This is a genomic window from Pseudoalteromonas sp. Isolate6, assembly GCF_022398435.1.
GTDB classification, from domain to species: domain Bacteria; phylum Pseudomonadota; class Gammaproteobacteria; order Enterobacterales; family Alteromonadaceae; genus Pseudoalteromonas; species Pseudoalteromonas galatheae.
This window is the reverse complement of record NZ_JAKEVK010000049.1, coordinates 11,680-27,052: the sequence shown is the minus strand read 5'-3', so window position 1 is coordinate 27,052 and position 15,373 is coordinate 11,680. Positions and strand designations below refer to the sequence as shown.

Sequence of the window (15,373 nt, the reverse complement as noted above, 5' to 3'; positions counted from 1 at the left end):
AGGCAACAGCTAACCAACTGAACTATCACTTTGCTGCAACGAGCAAAGTTATACCGACATTATTATAAGCTTATRTTGAAAAATAAGTTACTGGACTGTGATGACAAAGGGAAGACTAACGTAAATGRGCTTTTTTATTTTGCTAAAGGAAGTCTACTAAGAAGAGAAAATGCAAACTGGCGGAGTGGACGGGACTCGAACCCRCGMCCCCCGGCGTGACTGGCCGCTTTCTCTAAGGCAACAGCTAACCAACTGAACTAYCACTTTGCTGCAACGAGCAAAGTTATACCGACATTATTATAAGCTTATGTTGAAAAATGAGTTACTTGACAATGATGACAAGGGAAAGACTAAAGAAAATGAGCTATTTGATTTTGCTCAATGAAGCTTGCTTAGAAGAAAATGCAAACTGGCGGAGTGGACGGGACTCGAACCCGCGACCCCCGGCGTGACAGGCCGGTATTCTAACCAACTGAACTACCACTCCGCAGTGATAGATTTGCAAGACATCTTAAATGGCGGAGTGGACGGGACTCGAACCCGCGACCCCCGGCGTGACAGGCCGGTATTCTAACCAACTGAACTACCACTCCGCAGAGATATCTTAATGACATTATTTTACTCGTTTTAGTGTTGGCGGAGTGGACGGGACTCGAACCCGCGACCCCCGGCGTGACAGGCCGGTATTCTAACCAACTGAACTACCACTCCAGCGAGTAAACAAGCTGTCATAAAGCTTGAATATAGTTATGCGATACATTGGCGGAGTGGACGGGACTCGAACCCGCGACCCCCGGCGTGACAGGCCGGTATTCTAACCAACTGAACTACCACTCCACTGAGTATTCGCATTTTTTGCTTCGAAGTGTTGGCGGAGTGGACGGGACTCGAACCCGCGACCCCCGGCGTGACAGGCCGGTATTCTAACCAACTGAACTACCACTCCATAAGAAGCAAATGCACGTTTGTAATAAGTATTGGCGGAGTGGACGGGACTCGAACCCGCGACCCCCGGCGTGACAGGCCGGTATTCTAACCAACTGAACTACCACTCCAGCGCGACTTATTAATACTACGAAGAAATTTGGCGGAGTGGACGGGACTCGAACCCGCGACCCCCGGCGTGACAGGCCGGTATTCTAACCAACTGAACTACCACTCCGCGTCATATTCTTGCAGTGTTTGCTGTAAGGTGTGCTCCCTGACAGCGGCGTGAATAATACGAATGACCCCCTCATGAGTCAACCGTTTTTTGAAAAAAAACCGTGTTTTTTAGTTATCTTTCATTGAAAGGTTCAAAATATCACCTGATTTATCATTTTTTGAACCATTACCTGCTGCGTTATTTTCAGATGGCCCTAAATCATCAAGATCAATGACTTCTTCGGTTTTCTTAAATGGGTTCTTTAACATTGGTACTTTTAACTTAATTGGTTTTTTTTGCACAAAAATGCGAATAACTAACCCACCAAGCAATAATACAACTAAGTTACCAGCAACGATAATACTGACTAATAGCGCTGTACTTATAGTCGGCTCTGGTTCTGGAGCGGGTTGTTTCGCTGCTGGTAACGCAGTGGCTTCTAACTCAGGCACTTTTTCAATGGGCCTTTCAATTTCAAAGTTATAGTTTGGCAACGTAGCCATAAACTCACGGCCATTGATATTTTCACCAAATGCTGAGATTTCTATGCTATAACGACCCCAGTCATAATTCTTGATTGGTAGCTGACGATAAAGTCGCTCTTCGGCATCTAAAGTAAACATCTGCTCTTCACCATTGGGGTAAAAGATTTTACCTTGTAACAAGATAGTTTCTGGCTTTATAACCGTGTCGTCTAACGTGATAGTAAGACCATGTTCAAGCTCGTTTTCGCCCGCAAGCATCAATTCAAAGTTGAATGGCGGCTCAGCAATAACAATGGGAGATTTAATCACTCTTCTTTTTAGAATGGGCGTTTCAATGAAAAATTCTGGCTGCCACTCCCCTGCTGGAAAATTTAATTTAAACTCACCAGTAAAAATTCCATCCAAGGGCCTTTCATCAAATTCGCGACCATCATCTTTAAAGTCGGTTACACTTTGCGTACCTGCACCAAAGTTTGCATATTCATCGTTATTGGTGCTGGAGAACTCTACATACAAAGTCACGACATCCCGAAAGTAACCTACATCTATCGGTTCGCCATCATTGGTCACACGACCTGTTACCTTCAATACTTCACCACGGAACAATAACGGAGGCAAAGCTTCAACTTCGAGCTCAATGTCACCCAATACCATAATGCGGCTGTTTTTTTGGATCTGTCCGATAACTTGCCAAGGGCCTGGCGTCGGATTTTTTAGAATGATCAAGTCATAGCTGACTTCGTCGTACCATTGCAGTGCATCATTATCTAGCGAACTGGTCGCATAATATTTACTGCCATCAGGCTTCACAAGTACCACGGCAGGCGTGCCAGGTGCGCGAAAAAACAGTAAAGTAATCTCTTCAATATTATAATCAATGCGAAAACGGTTATCTAAAAGAGGGATTTCATTTACCTTGCCGTCCCGCTGTAACATCGTTATCTGTGGTGTTTGAGCGCCAACAATCGTACTTACTAGCAGTACAAACCCCAAGATAAGCTGTTTTAGATTCATGCATTAACCCTACATTGCCTTGATGGCCTGAGTGATCTTTTTCTGGGATAAAGCCCTTAGTTAAGCGTCTACCCCATCCCAACGATACCGATTGTATTCATTATTGTTGCCACAAGCTTTGTCCACAAGCTTTGTTTACAAGCTCTAAACGTTCTGTATGTGCTTGTTCTTCATCGGCAGAAGCACGTAAAACTTTAAGTGCAGGGCGATTACTGTCTAAACGAATAATGCCACCGCCTGAGCTAGCCTGCTCACCTTTATTTTGGTTCGCCAAATTGAGCTTTTTTTGGCCTCCCGTCATCGAAAGGTAAACATCAGCAAGGATCTCGGAATCCAGCAAAGCGCCGTGCAACGTACGCTTTGAGTTATCGATATCATAGCGACGGCACAGTGCATCTAGACTGTTCTTCTGGCCTGGATGAAGATCCCTGGCCATCACCAAGGTATCTAGCACTTGGCAATAGTCATGGGTCGCCGGAAAGCCTTGATTTAGCTTAGCAAACTCGTGATCCATAAAGCCGACGTCGAACGGCGCGTTATGAATGACAAGCTCAGCTCCTTTAATATAGTCAAAAAACTCTTGCGCAATTTGATGGAAAAAAGGTTTATCGCGTAAAAATTCGTTGGTGATACCGTGAACATCAATGGCTTCTTCTTCAATGTCGCGCTGAGGGTTAATATATACGTGGAAGTTATTCCCCGTTAGTCTGCGATTGACTAGCTCAACACAACCAATTTCAATGATCCTGTGCCCTGCTTTAGGATCAATACCTGTGGTTTCTGTATCCAGTACTATTTGCCGTGTGTGCATATCGTTGCCCGCTTAACTTTGCTATTATTTTGCCCTATTCGCACATTTTACATAAAAATAGGCAATTCAGTGCAAAAAACCGTAGAGATTTATACCGATGGCTCGTGTTTAGGTAACCCAGGTCCAGGTGGTTATGGTGTTTACCTTTCCTATCAAGGACATGAAAAAGAAATGAGTGCAGGGTATAAGCTCACAACCAATAACAGAATGGAAATGCTTGCAGCCATTGTTGCACTCGAAACATTAAAGCGTCCCTGCGATATCATTCTGTATACCGACAGCCAATATGTTAAGCAAGGCATTGAGTCTTGGCTTGAAAACTGGAAAAAGCGCAATTGGAAAACCGCAGCTAAACAACCGGTAAAAAATGTCGATTTATGGCAAAGACTGGACGCTGCCACCAGCCGGCACACGATCCAGTGGCGCTGGGTAAAAGGCCACGCTGGAAATAAATACAATGAGCTTGTCGATGATTTAGCACGAGAAGCGGCTTCAGGCTCAAATCTACTTGTAGATGAGGGCTACGAAGCCAGCGTCTAACTAGGGAGTCATTCTATAACAAATAACAGCTCCCTTAAGATTTATCTTAAGAACTAACACTCGTTATTCTTTATCTTGGCAGGTTTGCCTGAGCCCAGCTCCTTTCACAGCGGGTGTCCACTTGGGCTTTACATGCCATTTGGGTTTGATTGGAGTGAGCGGCATCACCCGCTTTCTTGCCACCAACATATACACGCTTCCCATCGGCTTTAAGTAATGACGACAAAAGCGGCGCCATGGCGCAAAACGAGAAAGCCTGGAGCCTCGCGCTAAAGACGCGTAAATAAAGCGCTCGTCACCAACAATCTCAAACCCGAGTAAGTCTAGCCAATCCTTCACCCGAGATGGAGTAAAGAAGCGCCCTGACCAAGGGAGTTTTTCTTTACTAAAGGGAAGCATTTGCGCCACACCACATAAACTAAACGGATTAAAACCTGAGATCACAATATAACCACCGGGAATAAGTGTGCGATGGGCTTCGCGTAGAATATGATGCGGATCAGAATGATATTCTAAGCACTGGCTTAAAATACAAGCATCGACTGAGTTTTCGTAAAAAGGTAGCTCGTCAATTTCAGCAAATACTCCGACATGTTTGCCTTGTGGGGCAACACAAACTTGATGCTTAATCGGGCTGGCAGAGGTATTCATTTGACCGCTCAAACAGCCGAGTTTTAGCATGTGGTAACCAAACATTCTTGGTAGCCACTCATCCAGTCGTTTTTGGATCCCCACTTTTAAATATTCACCGTGAGGAAAGTCCTGCCACTCATCGGGTTTGGGTCCTTGTAAAAAACTTAACGCTGGTTTCATTTACTAAGCTCGTTATACTGGTGTTATTAATCACTTTATAGAGCATTGCGTTATGGTGCAAGTCGATGCAATCAAAGCATTTGATGACAATTATATCTGGCTGATAAAAGACCCTCTACGTTCAAACTGTTGGGTGGTTGACCCCGGTGACGAACAACCTGTTTTAGATTACCTCGCCAAGTTTGATTTAACACTCCAAGGCATATTAGTCACCCATCATCATTGGGATCACACTGATGGCATTGCCCCGCTTTTATCACATTTTCCTAGCTTAACAGTCTACGGACCTAAAAATGGTAAATATAAAGGCATTACTCACGGCCTCAGTGAACATGATACGATCACACTTTTCGATACCACGCTGAACATTATTGCCACCCCAGGTCACACCTTAGATCATATCTGTTATGTAAATGATGAGCTGGCTTTTACGGGGGATACCTTATTCAATGCAGGTTGTGGCAGGCTTTTTGAGGGAACACCAAGCCAAATGTGGCACTCCTTTGAAAAGCTACTCACACTACCTGACACATGCAAAGTGTATTGCACGCACGAGTATACGCTCGCAAACCTTGCTTTTGCTGAGGCTGTTGAGCCCACTAACCAAGCACTGATCCAGTATCACCAACAAGCAAAGTCATTACGTGCCAGTAACGAGCGCACAATACCTACAACAATTGAACAACAAAAAGCAATCAATCCTTTTGTACGTGCCGCGAATGAAGCCATCCTCACCCATATTCCACCACAATTTATCACGTCAGAAAATACACCTGAAGCTCGCTTTAGTGCGCTAAGAAAATGGAAGGATAACTTCTAAAATATTCAATAGTGACCTAATGTAACGCCAAAATGACGCTTTTTTGGCGTACTTACATGGGAAGTATTGAATAAATTATCCATTTTCTTAGCAATGCCGCCAAAGATAAGCATTTCTAACGATTTTTAGGAAGTCGAAATAAAATAATAAAGAAGCTTTAAATGCTGATACAAACTCGGTAATATTGCCGAGTTTTTGTCCGAACCCCCAAGCAAAAGAACGCATTTATGAAAAAGCTCGCCTTTATTATTGCATCAACAGCAATATTAAGTGGTTGTGAAATCACACAAGAAACCCCATTGGAAGCTGCAACTGAACAAGTGAAGCAGGCCAACTTAGATCACGCGAGCCCTTATGATATCTCTCAAACACTCAGCACCTCATGGCAAGACGAAGATGAAGAGGCTGTGCCTGTATTTGACGATGTATGGGAGCGGATCCGTTATCAGTTATCTATCGAAGTACCGCAAAATAGACCTGTGGTCGCCGAACGTAATTACTATCAACGTCACCAAGCCTATTTAGACCGTATCGCAAAACGTGCAGAGCCTTACCTCTACTACATTGTTGAAGAAGTAGAAAAGCGCAATATGCCTGTCGAGATCGCGTTATTACCTATTGTAGAAAGCGCATTCGATCCCTTTGGCTATTCACACCGCACCGCTTCCGGTATTTGGCAATTTATGCCTCAAACAGGTGAACGCTTCAACCTCAAACAAAATTGGTGGTATGACGGCCGTCGCGATATTGTTGCATCAACGCAAGCGGCACTTGATTACCTCACCTACCTCCATAAAACGCTGGAAGGCGACTGGTTAAACGCAATTGCCGCTTACAATTCAGGTGAAGGTCGATTGCTCAGAGCAATCCGAAAAAACCGTAAAAAGCATTTGCCCACCGACTTTTGGTCTCTCGATTTACCTCGCGAGACCACTGCGTATGTTCCTAAATTACTTGCTTTGTCCGACCTATTAAAACGCTCAGATGAGTTTAAGGTCACGTGGCAACCTATCATCAATGCCCAAGTAGTTGATACTGTTGAAGTAGGGTCACAAATTGATCTAGCGCTTGCCGCTGAAATGGCTGATATTTCTTTAACTGAACTCTATCGCCTAAATCCAGGTTTTAATCGTTGGGCCACCGATCCAGATGGTCCACATCAGTTATTATTACCTATGGAAAAGGTTGACGCCTTTCAAGAGAAATTAGCTAAGACAGAAGTAAAAGATAGGCTTCGTTGGCAATATTATACGGTGCAAAAAGGAGATAGCCTGTCGGTCGTTGCGACTAAGTTTAATACTAGTATCGGCGCCATTCGCTCACTCAATAGCATCGATGGCAATATGATCCGTGTTGGCCAGAGGCTATTGGTGCCACTCAGTGATGGCGAATTGCAAAGTGAGCATTTACCACCAGAGGTGCGCCTTGCCGCCAACAAAGTGACCAAGAAAAAGCTCAGCCACACGGTAAAGTCAGGCGATACATTGTGGGATATCAGCCGCGAATATGATGTTACCGTTAAGCAATTAGCTAGCTGGAATAAGTTAAAAACCAATGCCGTTTTGCGCCTTGGACAAAAGCTTACCGTCTTTAAAGATGAAAAAGCAGCAAATCAAACCGTCCTCGTCAATACCGAACGCACAATCACTTACAAAGTGCGTAAAGGCGACTCACTAGCACGTATCGCCACTAAATTTAACGTTAGCGTGAATGAAATCGTCAAGTGGAACAACCTGACTGGGCAGAAGTATCTCCAGCCAGGTCAAAAGTTAAAACTGAAAGTTCAGACGAAACGTGTTTAGCGCTAAGAGCTAGGGTTTAAAAATAAAAATCCAATATCAGTGATGATATTGGATTTTTACATATTAAAGCAGCACTTTTAACTCACTTTCCCTTAAAGATTACGATAGTTCTATCGTTTAAATACACAACTTTTCAACGTCGCTTATAGCTGATTTAAACCCAAAACTTTGGTTAGGCTTCAATACTGATTAAAATTATCTAAAGGAAGTTTCATAAAGAACTTATATCGTTAGTACATTATTGGCGTACCACCAATTCTCCTGCAAATTCTCGATGCGTTATCCGCGTCTCGATAATCAGTAAAAGAGTCAGCCCATAACAACTCACCATTTTTGTAACATTCAAGGTAAATTTCTTCGAATGCGGTAGCATTAGACGACATCGCGGTGGCAAAAATAGCAGATACAGCAAATAGAATCGGTTTAATCATTATTTTTTCCTTTTCATTAGTTTGAACTTTATAATATCGGTCAATTTTCATACAACCAAGACTAATGTCACACAACGTAACCGAAATGTAAACATTTATGTTTTTTTGGTTACTATGACTATGCCGATGAGTTTGCTATTTAAGCAGGCAACGCGACCTATTAAGCCGCGTAAATTGAAAGGTAATGCTGAACAGAAGATAAAACCTAAAGGTTTTTTGCCAATGCTTGAAGCCAAGGCTCAGCAGGCTCCCAAGGCTCAAAATATTCACAGGCATCGATGTCTAGACGCGGTTGTACTCGAGTGGCGTTCAACTCTTCAATCAGGGTATCAATTTGTTTTCCTGCACCACAAAAAGTATCGCCATAACTAGAGTCCCCCAATGCGATGACCGCTACTTTTTTGCCCGTTAGCATCGGAAATTCGCTTTGCATTTGCAAAAATAAAGGCAACAAGTTATCGGGAATATCACCAGAGCCGGTAGTAGATGAAATAAACAAAATGTTTTCTGCTTGCGTTACATCAGTGATGGAAGCTGGTTCAATAACACTTGCCTCATGACCCGATTTATTCAAAAACTCAGCACTGTCATTTGCCAAGTTTTCAGCATTGCCGTACATACTTCCTACAAAAATGGAAACTTTTGCCATTATTTATAATCCTTCTCGTTATCTGACCAACCGAGCTGAGCGAAGACAGCTAATGCTTCTTCCCCCAAATCCGCGGTAATTGAAATCGTCGTGTTGGTATAAGGATGTACAAATTCCAATTTAGTTGCAAATAACATCAATCGACGTAAGCCAAAATGATCGACAAAAAAGTGGTTGTGTTTATTATCACCGTGATTAACATCACCAATAATCGGATGTGCTAAATAGTTGAGGTGGCGCCTGATCTGATGTTTTCTACCGGTTTTAGGAAAACACTCCACCAATGAGTAGCGGATACTTGGATACTTGCCAAGAGGAATTGGCAAGCTACCCTGCAATAAACAATTTATCTGTGTTTGCGCCTCCTGCGGAGCTTTATCCTGACAGGCAAACTTATCAGCGATTTTATCGAGCTCTTCTTTGAGTGGTCTGTCGACGAATCTAGATTCCGGAGCAAATCCGCGAACAAGCGCTAAATAGCGTTTTTGAATATTACCGCTAATAAAGACTTCATTCATGTCTCGCGCGGCCTCAGAACTTAGCGCAAACAGCAGCACGCCTGACGTCGGTCTATCTAAACGGTGAACGGGGAAAACATGTTGACCAAGTTGATCACGCAGCATTTGCATCGCAAATTGTGTTTCTCGCTTATCCAAAAACGAGCGATGAACCAATAACCCTGACGGCTTATTTATCGCAACATAATGCGCATCTTGATATAAAATCTCAAGCATTACGCGCTCTTTGCAATTGTATTATCAAGGTTTTTTAAGCACTGGTGCACTGCATTAAAATAAAGATGTTCACTCAATACCATTTCAGCCATTGGCGCAATCGCCATGTTTTCCGGTAATGCTTCGCCGCTCTCTACCATCGTTCGCATTTTACCCAAGAATACAAATTGCAACCACTGCGCGAAGGTCATCGTATCGCAACAAAATGGCTCTGTTGAGGTAAGCGCCTTAGCCGAAATTGGCTCATCTTGCCAAAGACCCGTTGCTTTTAAACAAGCCTCTAGTTCGTCTAACTGAATCAATAATTCCGAGTTCATCGGTTCCGTCTCTTTCTCAATTTTTTACATTATAGCAATTTGCATTATTTAGGAGCTAGCCAATTCTCTCAAGTGCACCTTTTTCATAGGCTTATCAGCGCCTCCAAAAGTAGCTATAATTGCCGCTATTGAAAATATAAGTAACATATAGAGCATTCATGACAGCGCAAATTTCAACTTTAGGTGAATTACTAACAAACGCCGGTACCCAGTGGCGAGTCTATGATATGGGTCGACGTATCACAAAAATAGATAAGAAGCAGTTTGCGCAAATCGAGAATACTCAAGTCCCTTATCCGTATCCGCTTGGTGGTCATGCCATCATGGCAATTCAATTTTGGGATAATGAAGCAACCGTTGATCCTTATGTTTGGTTTTTAAAATTTCCACTGGATGAGCAAAGCAAACTCATTATCGCCAGCCGTGACCACTTTGCCTCCATGGTACTCGAAGCATTAGGTACACAACTCACGGGCGAAACCGCTCAAGGGAAGCTTGATAACAACCCTTATGTCTTCACACCAAATGCGAACAAACTCGCAGCGTTCAATGCGCTATTAAAGCGTGAACTTAATCGCCCGGCTTCTCAATATTACGAGCACGCCGAACTCTATTTTTCTGGTAAGCTCGGGTTTGAACGCTGGCAAGAAATAGCGCTACAAGGCATTGCTGATTTTGCCCTACGTCTAGACCATGGTCATAATGCGAGCAACCTGCAACAGGTTTGGTCTGTTTTGCCGGCAGAAGTTAAAACCCCATTAGCCGCAATGCTTGAGCACGTTACGATCTCAACACCACAAACCGAAGACTTTTTAGCCGCTTTAACCCGCGCATGCTACGAGCAAAATAAGGACGCTGTAGTCACCAATTTGCGTGCAATGTCGGGAAGTCACGCGCTTGGTCTCATCGCGCAAGCAGTAGACACTATTTTAGCATCCGAGTTGGGTTCAGATGCAGATTGCTTACTCACTATTGCAGGGCGTGCTTGGGAGACATTAACCGACCAGCAAAGGCTCTTTATCTTTATGGAAAAAGCCGCTGAAAATAATCAAATCGATGGACTTTTCAGCAGTATTTTCGCAGACTTAGTTGCAATACCTATATTACGCCCACATGTTTTAGGGATTATTAGGGCAGAAAATCGCAGTGAAACTCTGTCTCGTGCAATTGGAAGGTTATTTTCTTAAATGACAACGCTTTGGCTTTTTATCATCGTATCATCTGTTATCGCGCTATTTTGGTATAGCCGTCAGATCGCAGAAGCGGCAAATAGGCATGCACAGCATCAAGCTGAAAGTTTGCAAGTGCAACTGTTAAGTGTTGCCTGCATTAAGCGCCGTTTCGGCGTATTAAAAGACGGCAAACTTGGAATAAAAAGCCAATTTATGTTTGAGTTTAGTTCAGATGGCGAGTCAGCCTATCAAGGTAAGCTTTACTTAGAAAATGAACGATTAGTCAAAAAAGAATTGCCCGCTTATAAAATCGCGAGCTAGTCTATTAAGTGTTGAAGTAGGTACTTAAATTAAATCGAATTTAAGTACCTATCAAAAGTGTTTAAGCCATCACTCAAAGCAAAATATACACACCCCGCGACGATGAGCCGTTGCCCGTTCTAAAAAGCCAACCAACTCTCTTAAATCGTCCTCGTCAATGCTATCTTCATCATACCGCTCTTCGGTCAATACAGTTTGAAACTTATGATGATAGTCTAACAGCGACTTGTTATTTCTGTATATTACTGCAGGCACACCATCGACACTGATAGGCATACCAAAATCATCTTCATCCCAATCATCAAATGGAAAGTCAAATAATTCAGGGGCGATATCTTCATCTAGGGTAAATTCAAAAGACACGGCTTGCCCATTAGTAAGATAAATACATGCTGAAGTGCTATGATAAGTTCGGCTGCATCTTTACTTTCAAGCGAGTCAGGGTGGCGACTATAACTTTTATCAAAAAGCCTTCTTAGCCCCCTTACCTCTTCATCACTTTTGTTCGCCACTATTTGTGAGAAAATCTCGCTATTAGAACCTGAACTGATCACATTATTAATGTCTTGATGCTCAACTTCATATAGATACATGGTGTGGCTCATTTTATTACCCCTGTGTCGTTAGTTACACATATCCTTTAACACTTGGTCCGTATTCATTCTCTCCAACATCACTATCCAGTACAGTAAAATATATGATGGCTATCAAACCAATAATAGGTACAAAACTTACCAAAACCCACCAACCAGAACGCCCAGTGTCATGAAGACGGCGAATGGATACAGCGACAGTGGGTACTAGTACCACTAAATAATAAATACCAGTTAAAATAAGGGTCCCTAAGAGCCCGTCAACTATCCCAATTACAAAGCCTATCAGCGCGTTGATCAGGATAAACATCCAATACTCTTTACGTCTTGAGCGTCCGCTAAAATCAGAATATCTTTTTAATACAGTTAGGTACCATTCCATTTTTTTTCCTTAGCTATTTTTGTTTGTTATAAGTTTCTGAGTACTGGATAGTCTCTCAATAAAGAGAGCCTGTAGCGCATTGACACCAATTGAATGAATTCTTCGACTACTTTGAAAGATGAAATAACATATGAGCTTCGTTAAAAATGTTTCTTTTAACCAAAAAAGGAAGCTTTTTACCCAGCGACTAAAGTTATTTTCACGTTTCGATGTAAATCAATTACTTAATAAAATCGGTATAAAACTAAAATGAAGGACTAATATTGCAATAAGCATAGAGATGGTTTGAAACTACAAGCCGATAGGTTTTGAGTATGATTCCAGAATAAGGAGCGATTACAGACTCGAGACGCCAAAAAACTAAGGCGCTAGCCTATTTGCTGCGCCTCAATCCTGACGATTATCCCAAGAGGTATCCGATTCCTCTGCTTTACAACCCAAAAGCAATCCGCCAATTCTTCTTCCCCTGAACGGGTATGTACTCCGACTTACCCTACTCTCATCCTTGTGTCATCCATTAGCACTTCCAGTGCATCTCCATTTTAGCCCTCTTGGCCTCCACTTCGCTTCCCGCGCTCCAACACCATCTTGGCTCCGCTTCACATAGTCCTTATGTGCTCCCTATACATTGTTACATCCAGTGTAACCCATCCGCTTCGCAATCATCCAGATTGCGCTCCTTCATCCTAAAGCCTTGCTCATCCCTATTTACTCTTCCTTGCTCCACTACGCTTCCCGCGCTCCTTGACACTCCGTGTGTCTCCTTATCCCTAGTGAAGTTCCACTTCACACTCGCTTCCTCGAGTTCCAGATCTTCCTTGCCTTATGCAATACATCCTTCTCTTGTTGTCAAATTCCTTATCCTTTGACGCTGAGCTCCTGCTCTTGTGTTTCCTTACATTGTTAAGTTTACGGAGATTGAGCATTTTTGTTAGATAGCTAGGAACAATCTTTTTCTTGTCATCTAAAGGAAAAATAAAGTAACTCTTTTAAAATCAGCACCATAACTCAAAAACACACTACAAATTCGGTACTACAAAGCGCCTTTACCCACATTCTCGTACGAGATCTCTCACATAGTAATTTCCATTGTTGCTATTTGTTCTTAAATAACAATGTGCCCTCTACAGAGCTAAACTCCATATTTTGTAAGATTTGATAACCATGACCTGCAAAAAACTTCGTTTGTTCCGGTTTGGTAATAAATACAGCCATCCCGTTTGTTTCTTTACTTTGTGTAATTAAGTCATCAAGTGCAGTAAGTAAATAGTGACCATAACCAAGCCTTTGAACATGAGGGTCAACAGCAATTAGGGATAAAAAGTGACACGGCTCATGTGCTTGCAACGCTTGTCTAATCGACTTTTCTTTCTCAATCAGCTGTTGCGTTTGCAAATACCCTGCGCTCATCATAAGTCGTAATCGCCAATGCCATTGCCGATTTGCACCCAATTCATCGCTATTTGCAATAACACATGCTACCGCGACCAATCTATCTTGATGATATAACCCCACCATCGGCTGACCCGTTTGGCCAAATGCTGAAAGCTCTTCACGTATTAAAGATCTGAGTTTTTTTTCAAAGGTGGCTTCTTGTTTTGCCTCCAGTACCTGCTTGAGTAGCGGATCATCATGGTAAGCCTGATACAACACACTCGCGGCTACATTGATATCTTCTGGATTTAAATATCTAACGATTAATTCATGCTGAGAAGTTTCTACTGACATCACGGTTCCTTATTGTTATTGCCCCAAGCTTCTGATAATCATGTCGAAATACTACTTAATATCAAAACCTCAAAATTTTTGCATACTCCAATAATGTGCGACTATTAATGACAGATATTGATACTAGTCACAATTTATTCAGTCGTGGACTTGTATATTTATCATCGCATTGGTCATTATGGTTTTTATCGATGACGACTTGCTAAAGGTTTTACAACCACCTTTACTATAGTTAGTGAGTAAAATTCAAGCAAACGAGGGAGAATGATATGGATACTAGTCGCCACACTATGAGTACTTTATTTGCCCAACTTGGGCTGGACAACAATCCCAAGGCGATTGAAGGGTTTGTCAAACAACACCGCCTTCCTGACGGTATGCTGTTAAGCCAAGCACCATTTTGGAATGAAGGACAGCGTCACTTTATTGAAGAATCGCTGAAAGAAGACGCCGATTGGAGTGAAATCATTGACGAACTAGATGCGATGTTAAGATAGCTAAAGCAATCGCTCCTTGCGTAACTTGGTGCTATGATCCATTCCTATGATTAAGGCGTTTAGGAACCTCTATGCACCCTGCTGTTGCCAGAGCTATCAAAAAATTAGTCGATAGTGGAAAGACTCCAACCGTCGCGCTAACAAAAAGCAAATTAACTCAAAGCGTCGCAATGCCAGACGTTATCTCGGGCATTGCTGCGTACAAACAAGACCCTACCTGTATTGATCACTATCAAGAGGTTGAAGAGGTCGTCAAAGCAAGTTCACAAAGCCAATTAGATAGAATTGAAGCTAAGCTTGATAAGCTCATTGCATTATTGGAGAAGTCGTAGTGTTTGTTGTCGACTTAACGTTTGATTGCTATGAGGAAACCACCTTAGATGCTGCTGAGCAGGCCATCAACCGTGTGGTCAACGCACTTCGCTTTAATGGTCAAATCATTGGTGACGAATTTCCAACCGTACTTAAAGATGGTTATTTCATTACTCGCGTGATGTGTCCTGAAGAAGACGCTTTGCATCCATTAAACCATAGTCCTTTTGTGAAGTTTGCGATTGACCAACTACAGCAATCAGGCTTACTTGCACCTAAGGTCAAAGTTTTTGGACAAGATATACATGCCAACAGCGCTGATGCCTGTCATGAACCATCAAGCTACATTCTCTACACCACATACGTACACACTTGTAGTCCACTGTATTGTGGCGACGACTTTTTGCCAGTGCCTTTATATAAAATCCCAGCGATTGCCAACGGTGATTACAAAGCACTGATCAAATGGAAAGAAGATTGGCAAGCCTGCGACCAAATACAGATCAATGGTGCGACTCGCTGCGAATTTGCTGCACTGGAGGAAATTTCCAGCACGAGTAGCGATTTGTTTAGACGTGGCATGAATTTGAGCAAACGTATTCGCTATCTCACGAAAAAGCCGGTTTACTATTATCTGTATCGTGTTGGCGGCGAAAACCTCGCCGCAGAAAAAGCAAGAAAATGCCCAAGCTGCCAGGGAGACTGGTTACTCGAGGAGCCTTGGTTCGGCCTTTTCGACTTTCGATGTGAAACTTGCCAATTGGTCTCGAATATTTCGTGGGACTTTCAATAAGGAGCGCAAGCTCCT

Annotated in this window: 19 protein-coding genes and 7 tRNA genes; 8 read left to right on the top strand and 18 right to left on the bottom strand. The window is 42.7% G+C overall.

All coding sequences use genetic code 11. The features are described 5' to 3' along the window. Positions 1–410: 410 nt before the first annotated feature. From L1D50_RS09520 to dnaQ, 9 genes are all read right to left on the bottom strand, one after another. Positions 411–487, bottom strand: a tRNA-Asp gene (locus L1D50_RS09520). 29 nt (positions 488–516) lie between these two features. Then, a tRNA-Asp gene (locus L1D50_RS09515) sits at positions 517–593 on the bottom strand. Positions 594–634: 41 nt separating this feature from the next. Next, positions 635–711: transfer RNA gene (locus L1D50_RS09510), tRNA-Asp, on the bottom strand. Positions 712–760: 49 nt separating this feature from the next. After that, positions 761–837 (bottom strand) — tRNA-Asp (locus L1D50_RS09505). A gap of 32 nt (positions 838–869) precedes the next feature. Continuing rightward, positions 870–946: transfer RNA gene (locus tag L1D50_RS09500), tRNA-Asp, on the bottom strand. Between the two features lie 32 nt (positions 947–978). Next, positions 979–1,055, bottom strand: a tRNA-Asp gene (locus L1D50_RS09495). 30 nt (positions 1,056–1,085) lie between these two features. Then, positions 1,086–1,162: transfer RNA gene (locus L1D50_RS09490), tRNA-Asp, on the bottom strand. Positions 1,163–1,272: 110 nt separating this feature from the next. Continuing rightward, the gene (locus L1D50_RS09485) at positions 1,273–2,643 is read right to left on the bottom strand and encodes a TIGR03503 family protein (RefSeq protein ID WP_128726882.1); all 1,371 of its coding nucleotides are present in this window, start codon (positions 2,641–2,643) and stop codon (positions 1,273–1,275) included. A gap of 100 nt (positions 2,644–2,743) precedes the next feature. After that, on the bottom strand, positions 2,744–3,454 hold the full coding sequence (dnaQ, locus tag L1D50_RS09480; RefSeq protein ID WP_128726883.1) for a DNA polymerase III subunit epsilon: 711 nt from the start codon (positions 3,452–3,454) through the stop codon (positions 2,744–2,746). A gap of 69 nt (positions 3,455–3,523) precedes the next feature. Between dnaQ and rnhA the strand changes: the two genes are divergently transcribed. Further along, positions 3,524–3,994, top strand: coding sequence for a ribonuclease HI (gene rnhA / locus L1D50_RS09475; RefSeq protein ID WP_099029375.1), 471 nt, complete (start codon positions 3,524–3,526; stop codon positions 3,992–3,994). A gap of 63 nt (positions 3,995–4,057) precedes the next feature. Here rnhA and L1D50_RS09470 read toward each other — a convergent pair whose 3' ends face one another. Next, a complete protein-coding gene (locus tag L1D50_RS09470) occupies positions 4,058–4,807 on the bottom strand; it encodes a methyltransferase domain-containing protein (protein ID WP_010370946.1) in 750 nt (249 codons plus the stop codon). Positions 4,808–4,859: 52 nt separating this feature from the next. On the opposite strand from L1D50_RS09470, the gene gloB reads away from it, so the two are divergent. Then, positions 4,860–5,627 (top strand): hydroxyacylglutathione hydrolase, encoded by a 768-nt coding sequence (gloB, locus tag L1D50_RS09465; RefSeq protein ID WP_128726884.1) that lies wholly within the window; start codon positions 4,860–4,862, stop codon positions 5,625–5,627. A gap of 227 nt (positions 5,628–5,854) precedes the next feature. Continuing rightward, positions 5,855–7,429 (top strand): LysM peptidoglycan-binding domain-containing protein, encoded by a 1,575-nt coding sequence (locus L1D50_RS09460; RefSeq protein ID WP_128726885.1) that lies wholly within the window; start codon positions 5,855–5,857, stop codon positions 7,427–7,429. 230 nt (positions 7,430–7,659) lie between these two features. Here L1D50_RS09460 and L1D50_RS09455 read toward each other — a convergent pair whose 3' ends face one another. The 4 genes from L1D50_RS09455 to L1D50_RS09440 all read right to left on the bottom strand — a co-directional run bounded on the left by L1D50_RS09455 (position 7,660) and on the right by L1D50_RS09440 (position 9,560). Then, on the bottom strand, positions 7,660–7,860 hold the full coding sequence (locus tag L1D50_RS09455; protein WP_039496929.1) for a hypothetical protein: 201 nt from the start codon (positions 7,858–7,860) through the stop codon (positions 7,660–7,662). 205 nt (positions 7,861–8,065) lie between these two features. Further along, entirely contained in the window at positions 8,066–8,509 is a 444-nt protein-coding gene (locus tag L1D50_RS09450) for a flavodoxin (RefSeq protein WP_128726886.1), read from the bottom strand. Next, complete coding sequence (gene truC / locus L1D50_RS09445; RefSeq protein WP_128726887.1) at positions 8,509–9,243, bottom strand: tRNA pseudouridine(65) synthase TruC; 735 nt, start codon at positions 9,241–9,243, stop codon at positions 8,509–8,511. Before truC ends, L1D50_RS09450 begins: the two co-directional genes overlap by 1 nt. Then, on the bottom strand, positions 9,243–9,560 hold the full coding sequence (locus L1D50_RS09440) for a YqcC family protein (protein ID WP_099029380.1): 318 nt from the start codon (positions 9,558–9,560) through the stop codon (positions 9,243–9,245). The genes truC and L1D50_RS09440 overlap by 1 nt, the downstream gene beginning before the upstream one ends. Before the next feature lie 158 nt (positions 9,561–9,718). Between L1D50_RS09440 and L1D50_RS09435 the strand changes: the two genes are divergently transcribed. Both L1D50_RS09435 and L1D50_RS09430 read left to right on the top strand, forming a co-directional pair. Next, positions 9,719–10,747, top strand: a complete 1,029-nt coding sequence (locus L1D50_RS09435) for a DUF3549 family protein (protein WP_128726888.1) — start codon at positions 9,719–9,721, stop codon at positions 10,745–10,747. Beyond that, the gene (locus L1D50_RS09430; protein ID WP_039496919.1) at positions 10,748–11,053 is read left to right on the top strand and encodes a DUF3301 domain-containing protein; all 306 of its coding nucleotides are present in this window, start codon (positions 10,748–10,750) and stop codon (positions 11,051–11,053) included. It begins immediately after the preceding gene. 69 nt (positions 11,054–11,122) lie between these two features. Here the strand turns inward: L1D50_RS09430 and L1D50_RS09425 are convergent, their stop codons facing one another. The 4 genes from L1D50_RS09425 to L1D50_RS09410 all read right to left on the bottom strand — a co-directional run bounded on the left by L1D50_RS09425 (position 11,123) and on the right by L1D50_RS09410 (position 13,756). Continuing rightward, positions 11,123–11,416, bottom strand: a complete 294-nt coding sequence (locus tag L1D50_RS09425; RefSeq protein ID WP_128726889.1) for a hypothetical protein — start codon at positions 11,414–11,416, stop codon at positions 11,123–11,125. After that, positions 11,395–11,658 (bottom strand): hypothetical protein, encoded by a 264-nt coding sequence (locus L1D50_RS09420; protein WP_128726890.1) that lies wholly within the window; start codon positions 11,656–11,658, stop codon positions 11,395–11,397. The genes L1D50_RS09425 and L1D50_RS09420 overlap by 22 nt, the downstream gene beginning before the upstream one ends. Before the next feature lie 22 nt (positions 11,659–11,680). Further along, a complete protein-coding gene (locus L1D50_RS09415) occupies positions 11,681–12,028 on the bottom strand; it encodes a DUF805 domain-containing protein (protein WP_128726891.1) in 348 nt (115 codons plus the stop codon). Between the two features lie 1,095 nt (positions 12,029–13,123). Further along, positions 13,124–13,756, bottom strand: a complete 633-nt coding sequence (locus tag L1D50_RS09410; protein WP_239965947.1) for an N-acetyltransferase — start codon at positions 13,754–13,756, stop codon at positions 13,124–13,126. A gap of 269 nt (positions 13,757–14,025) precedes the next feature. Here L1D50_RS09410 and L1D50_RS09405 point away from each other — a divergent pair, with 269 nt between their 5' ends. The 3 genes from L1D50_RS09405 to L1D50_RS09395 all read left to right on the top strand — a co-directional run bounded on the left by L1D50_RS09405 (position 14,026) and on the right by L1D50_RS09395 (position 15,358). Beyond that, positions 14,026–14,253, top strand: a complete 228-nt coding sequence (locus tag L1D50_RS09405; RefSeq protein WP_128726893.1) for a DUF2789 domain-containing protein — start codon at positions 14,026–14,028, stop codon at positions 14,251–14,253. A gap of 71 nt (positions 14,254–14,324) precedes the next feature. Continuing rightward, complete coding sequence (locus tag L1D50_RS09400; protein ID WP_045964353.1) at positions 14,325–14,585, top strand: hypothetical protein; 261 nt, start codon at positions 14,325–14,327, stop codon at positions 14,583–14,585. After that, positions 14,585–15,358, top strand: coding sequence for a Zn-ribbon-containing protein (locus L1D50_RS09395; RefSeq protein ID WP_239965946.1), 774 nt, complete (start codon positions 14,585–14,587; stop codon positions 15,356–15,358). The genes L1D50_RS09400 and L1D50_RS09395 overlap by 1 nt, the downstream gene beginning before the upstream one ends. Positions 15,359–15,373: the final 15 nt, after the last annotated feature.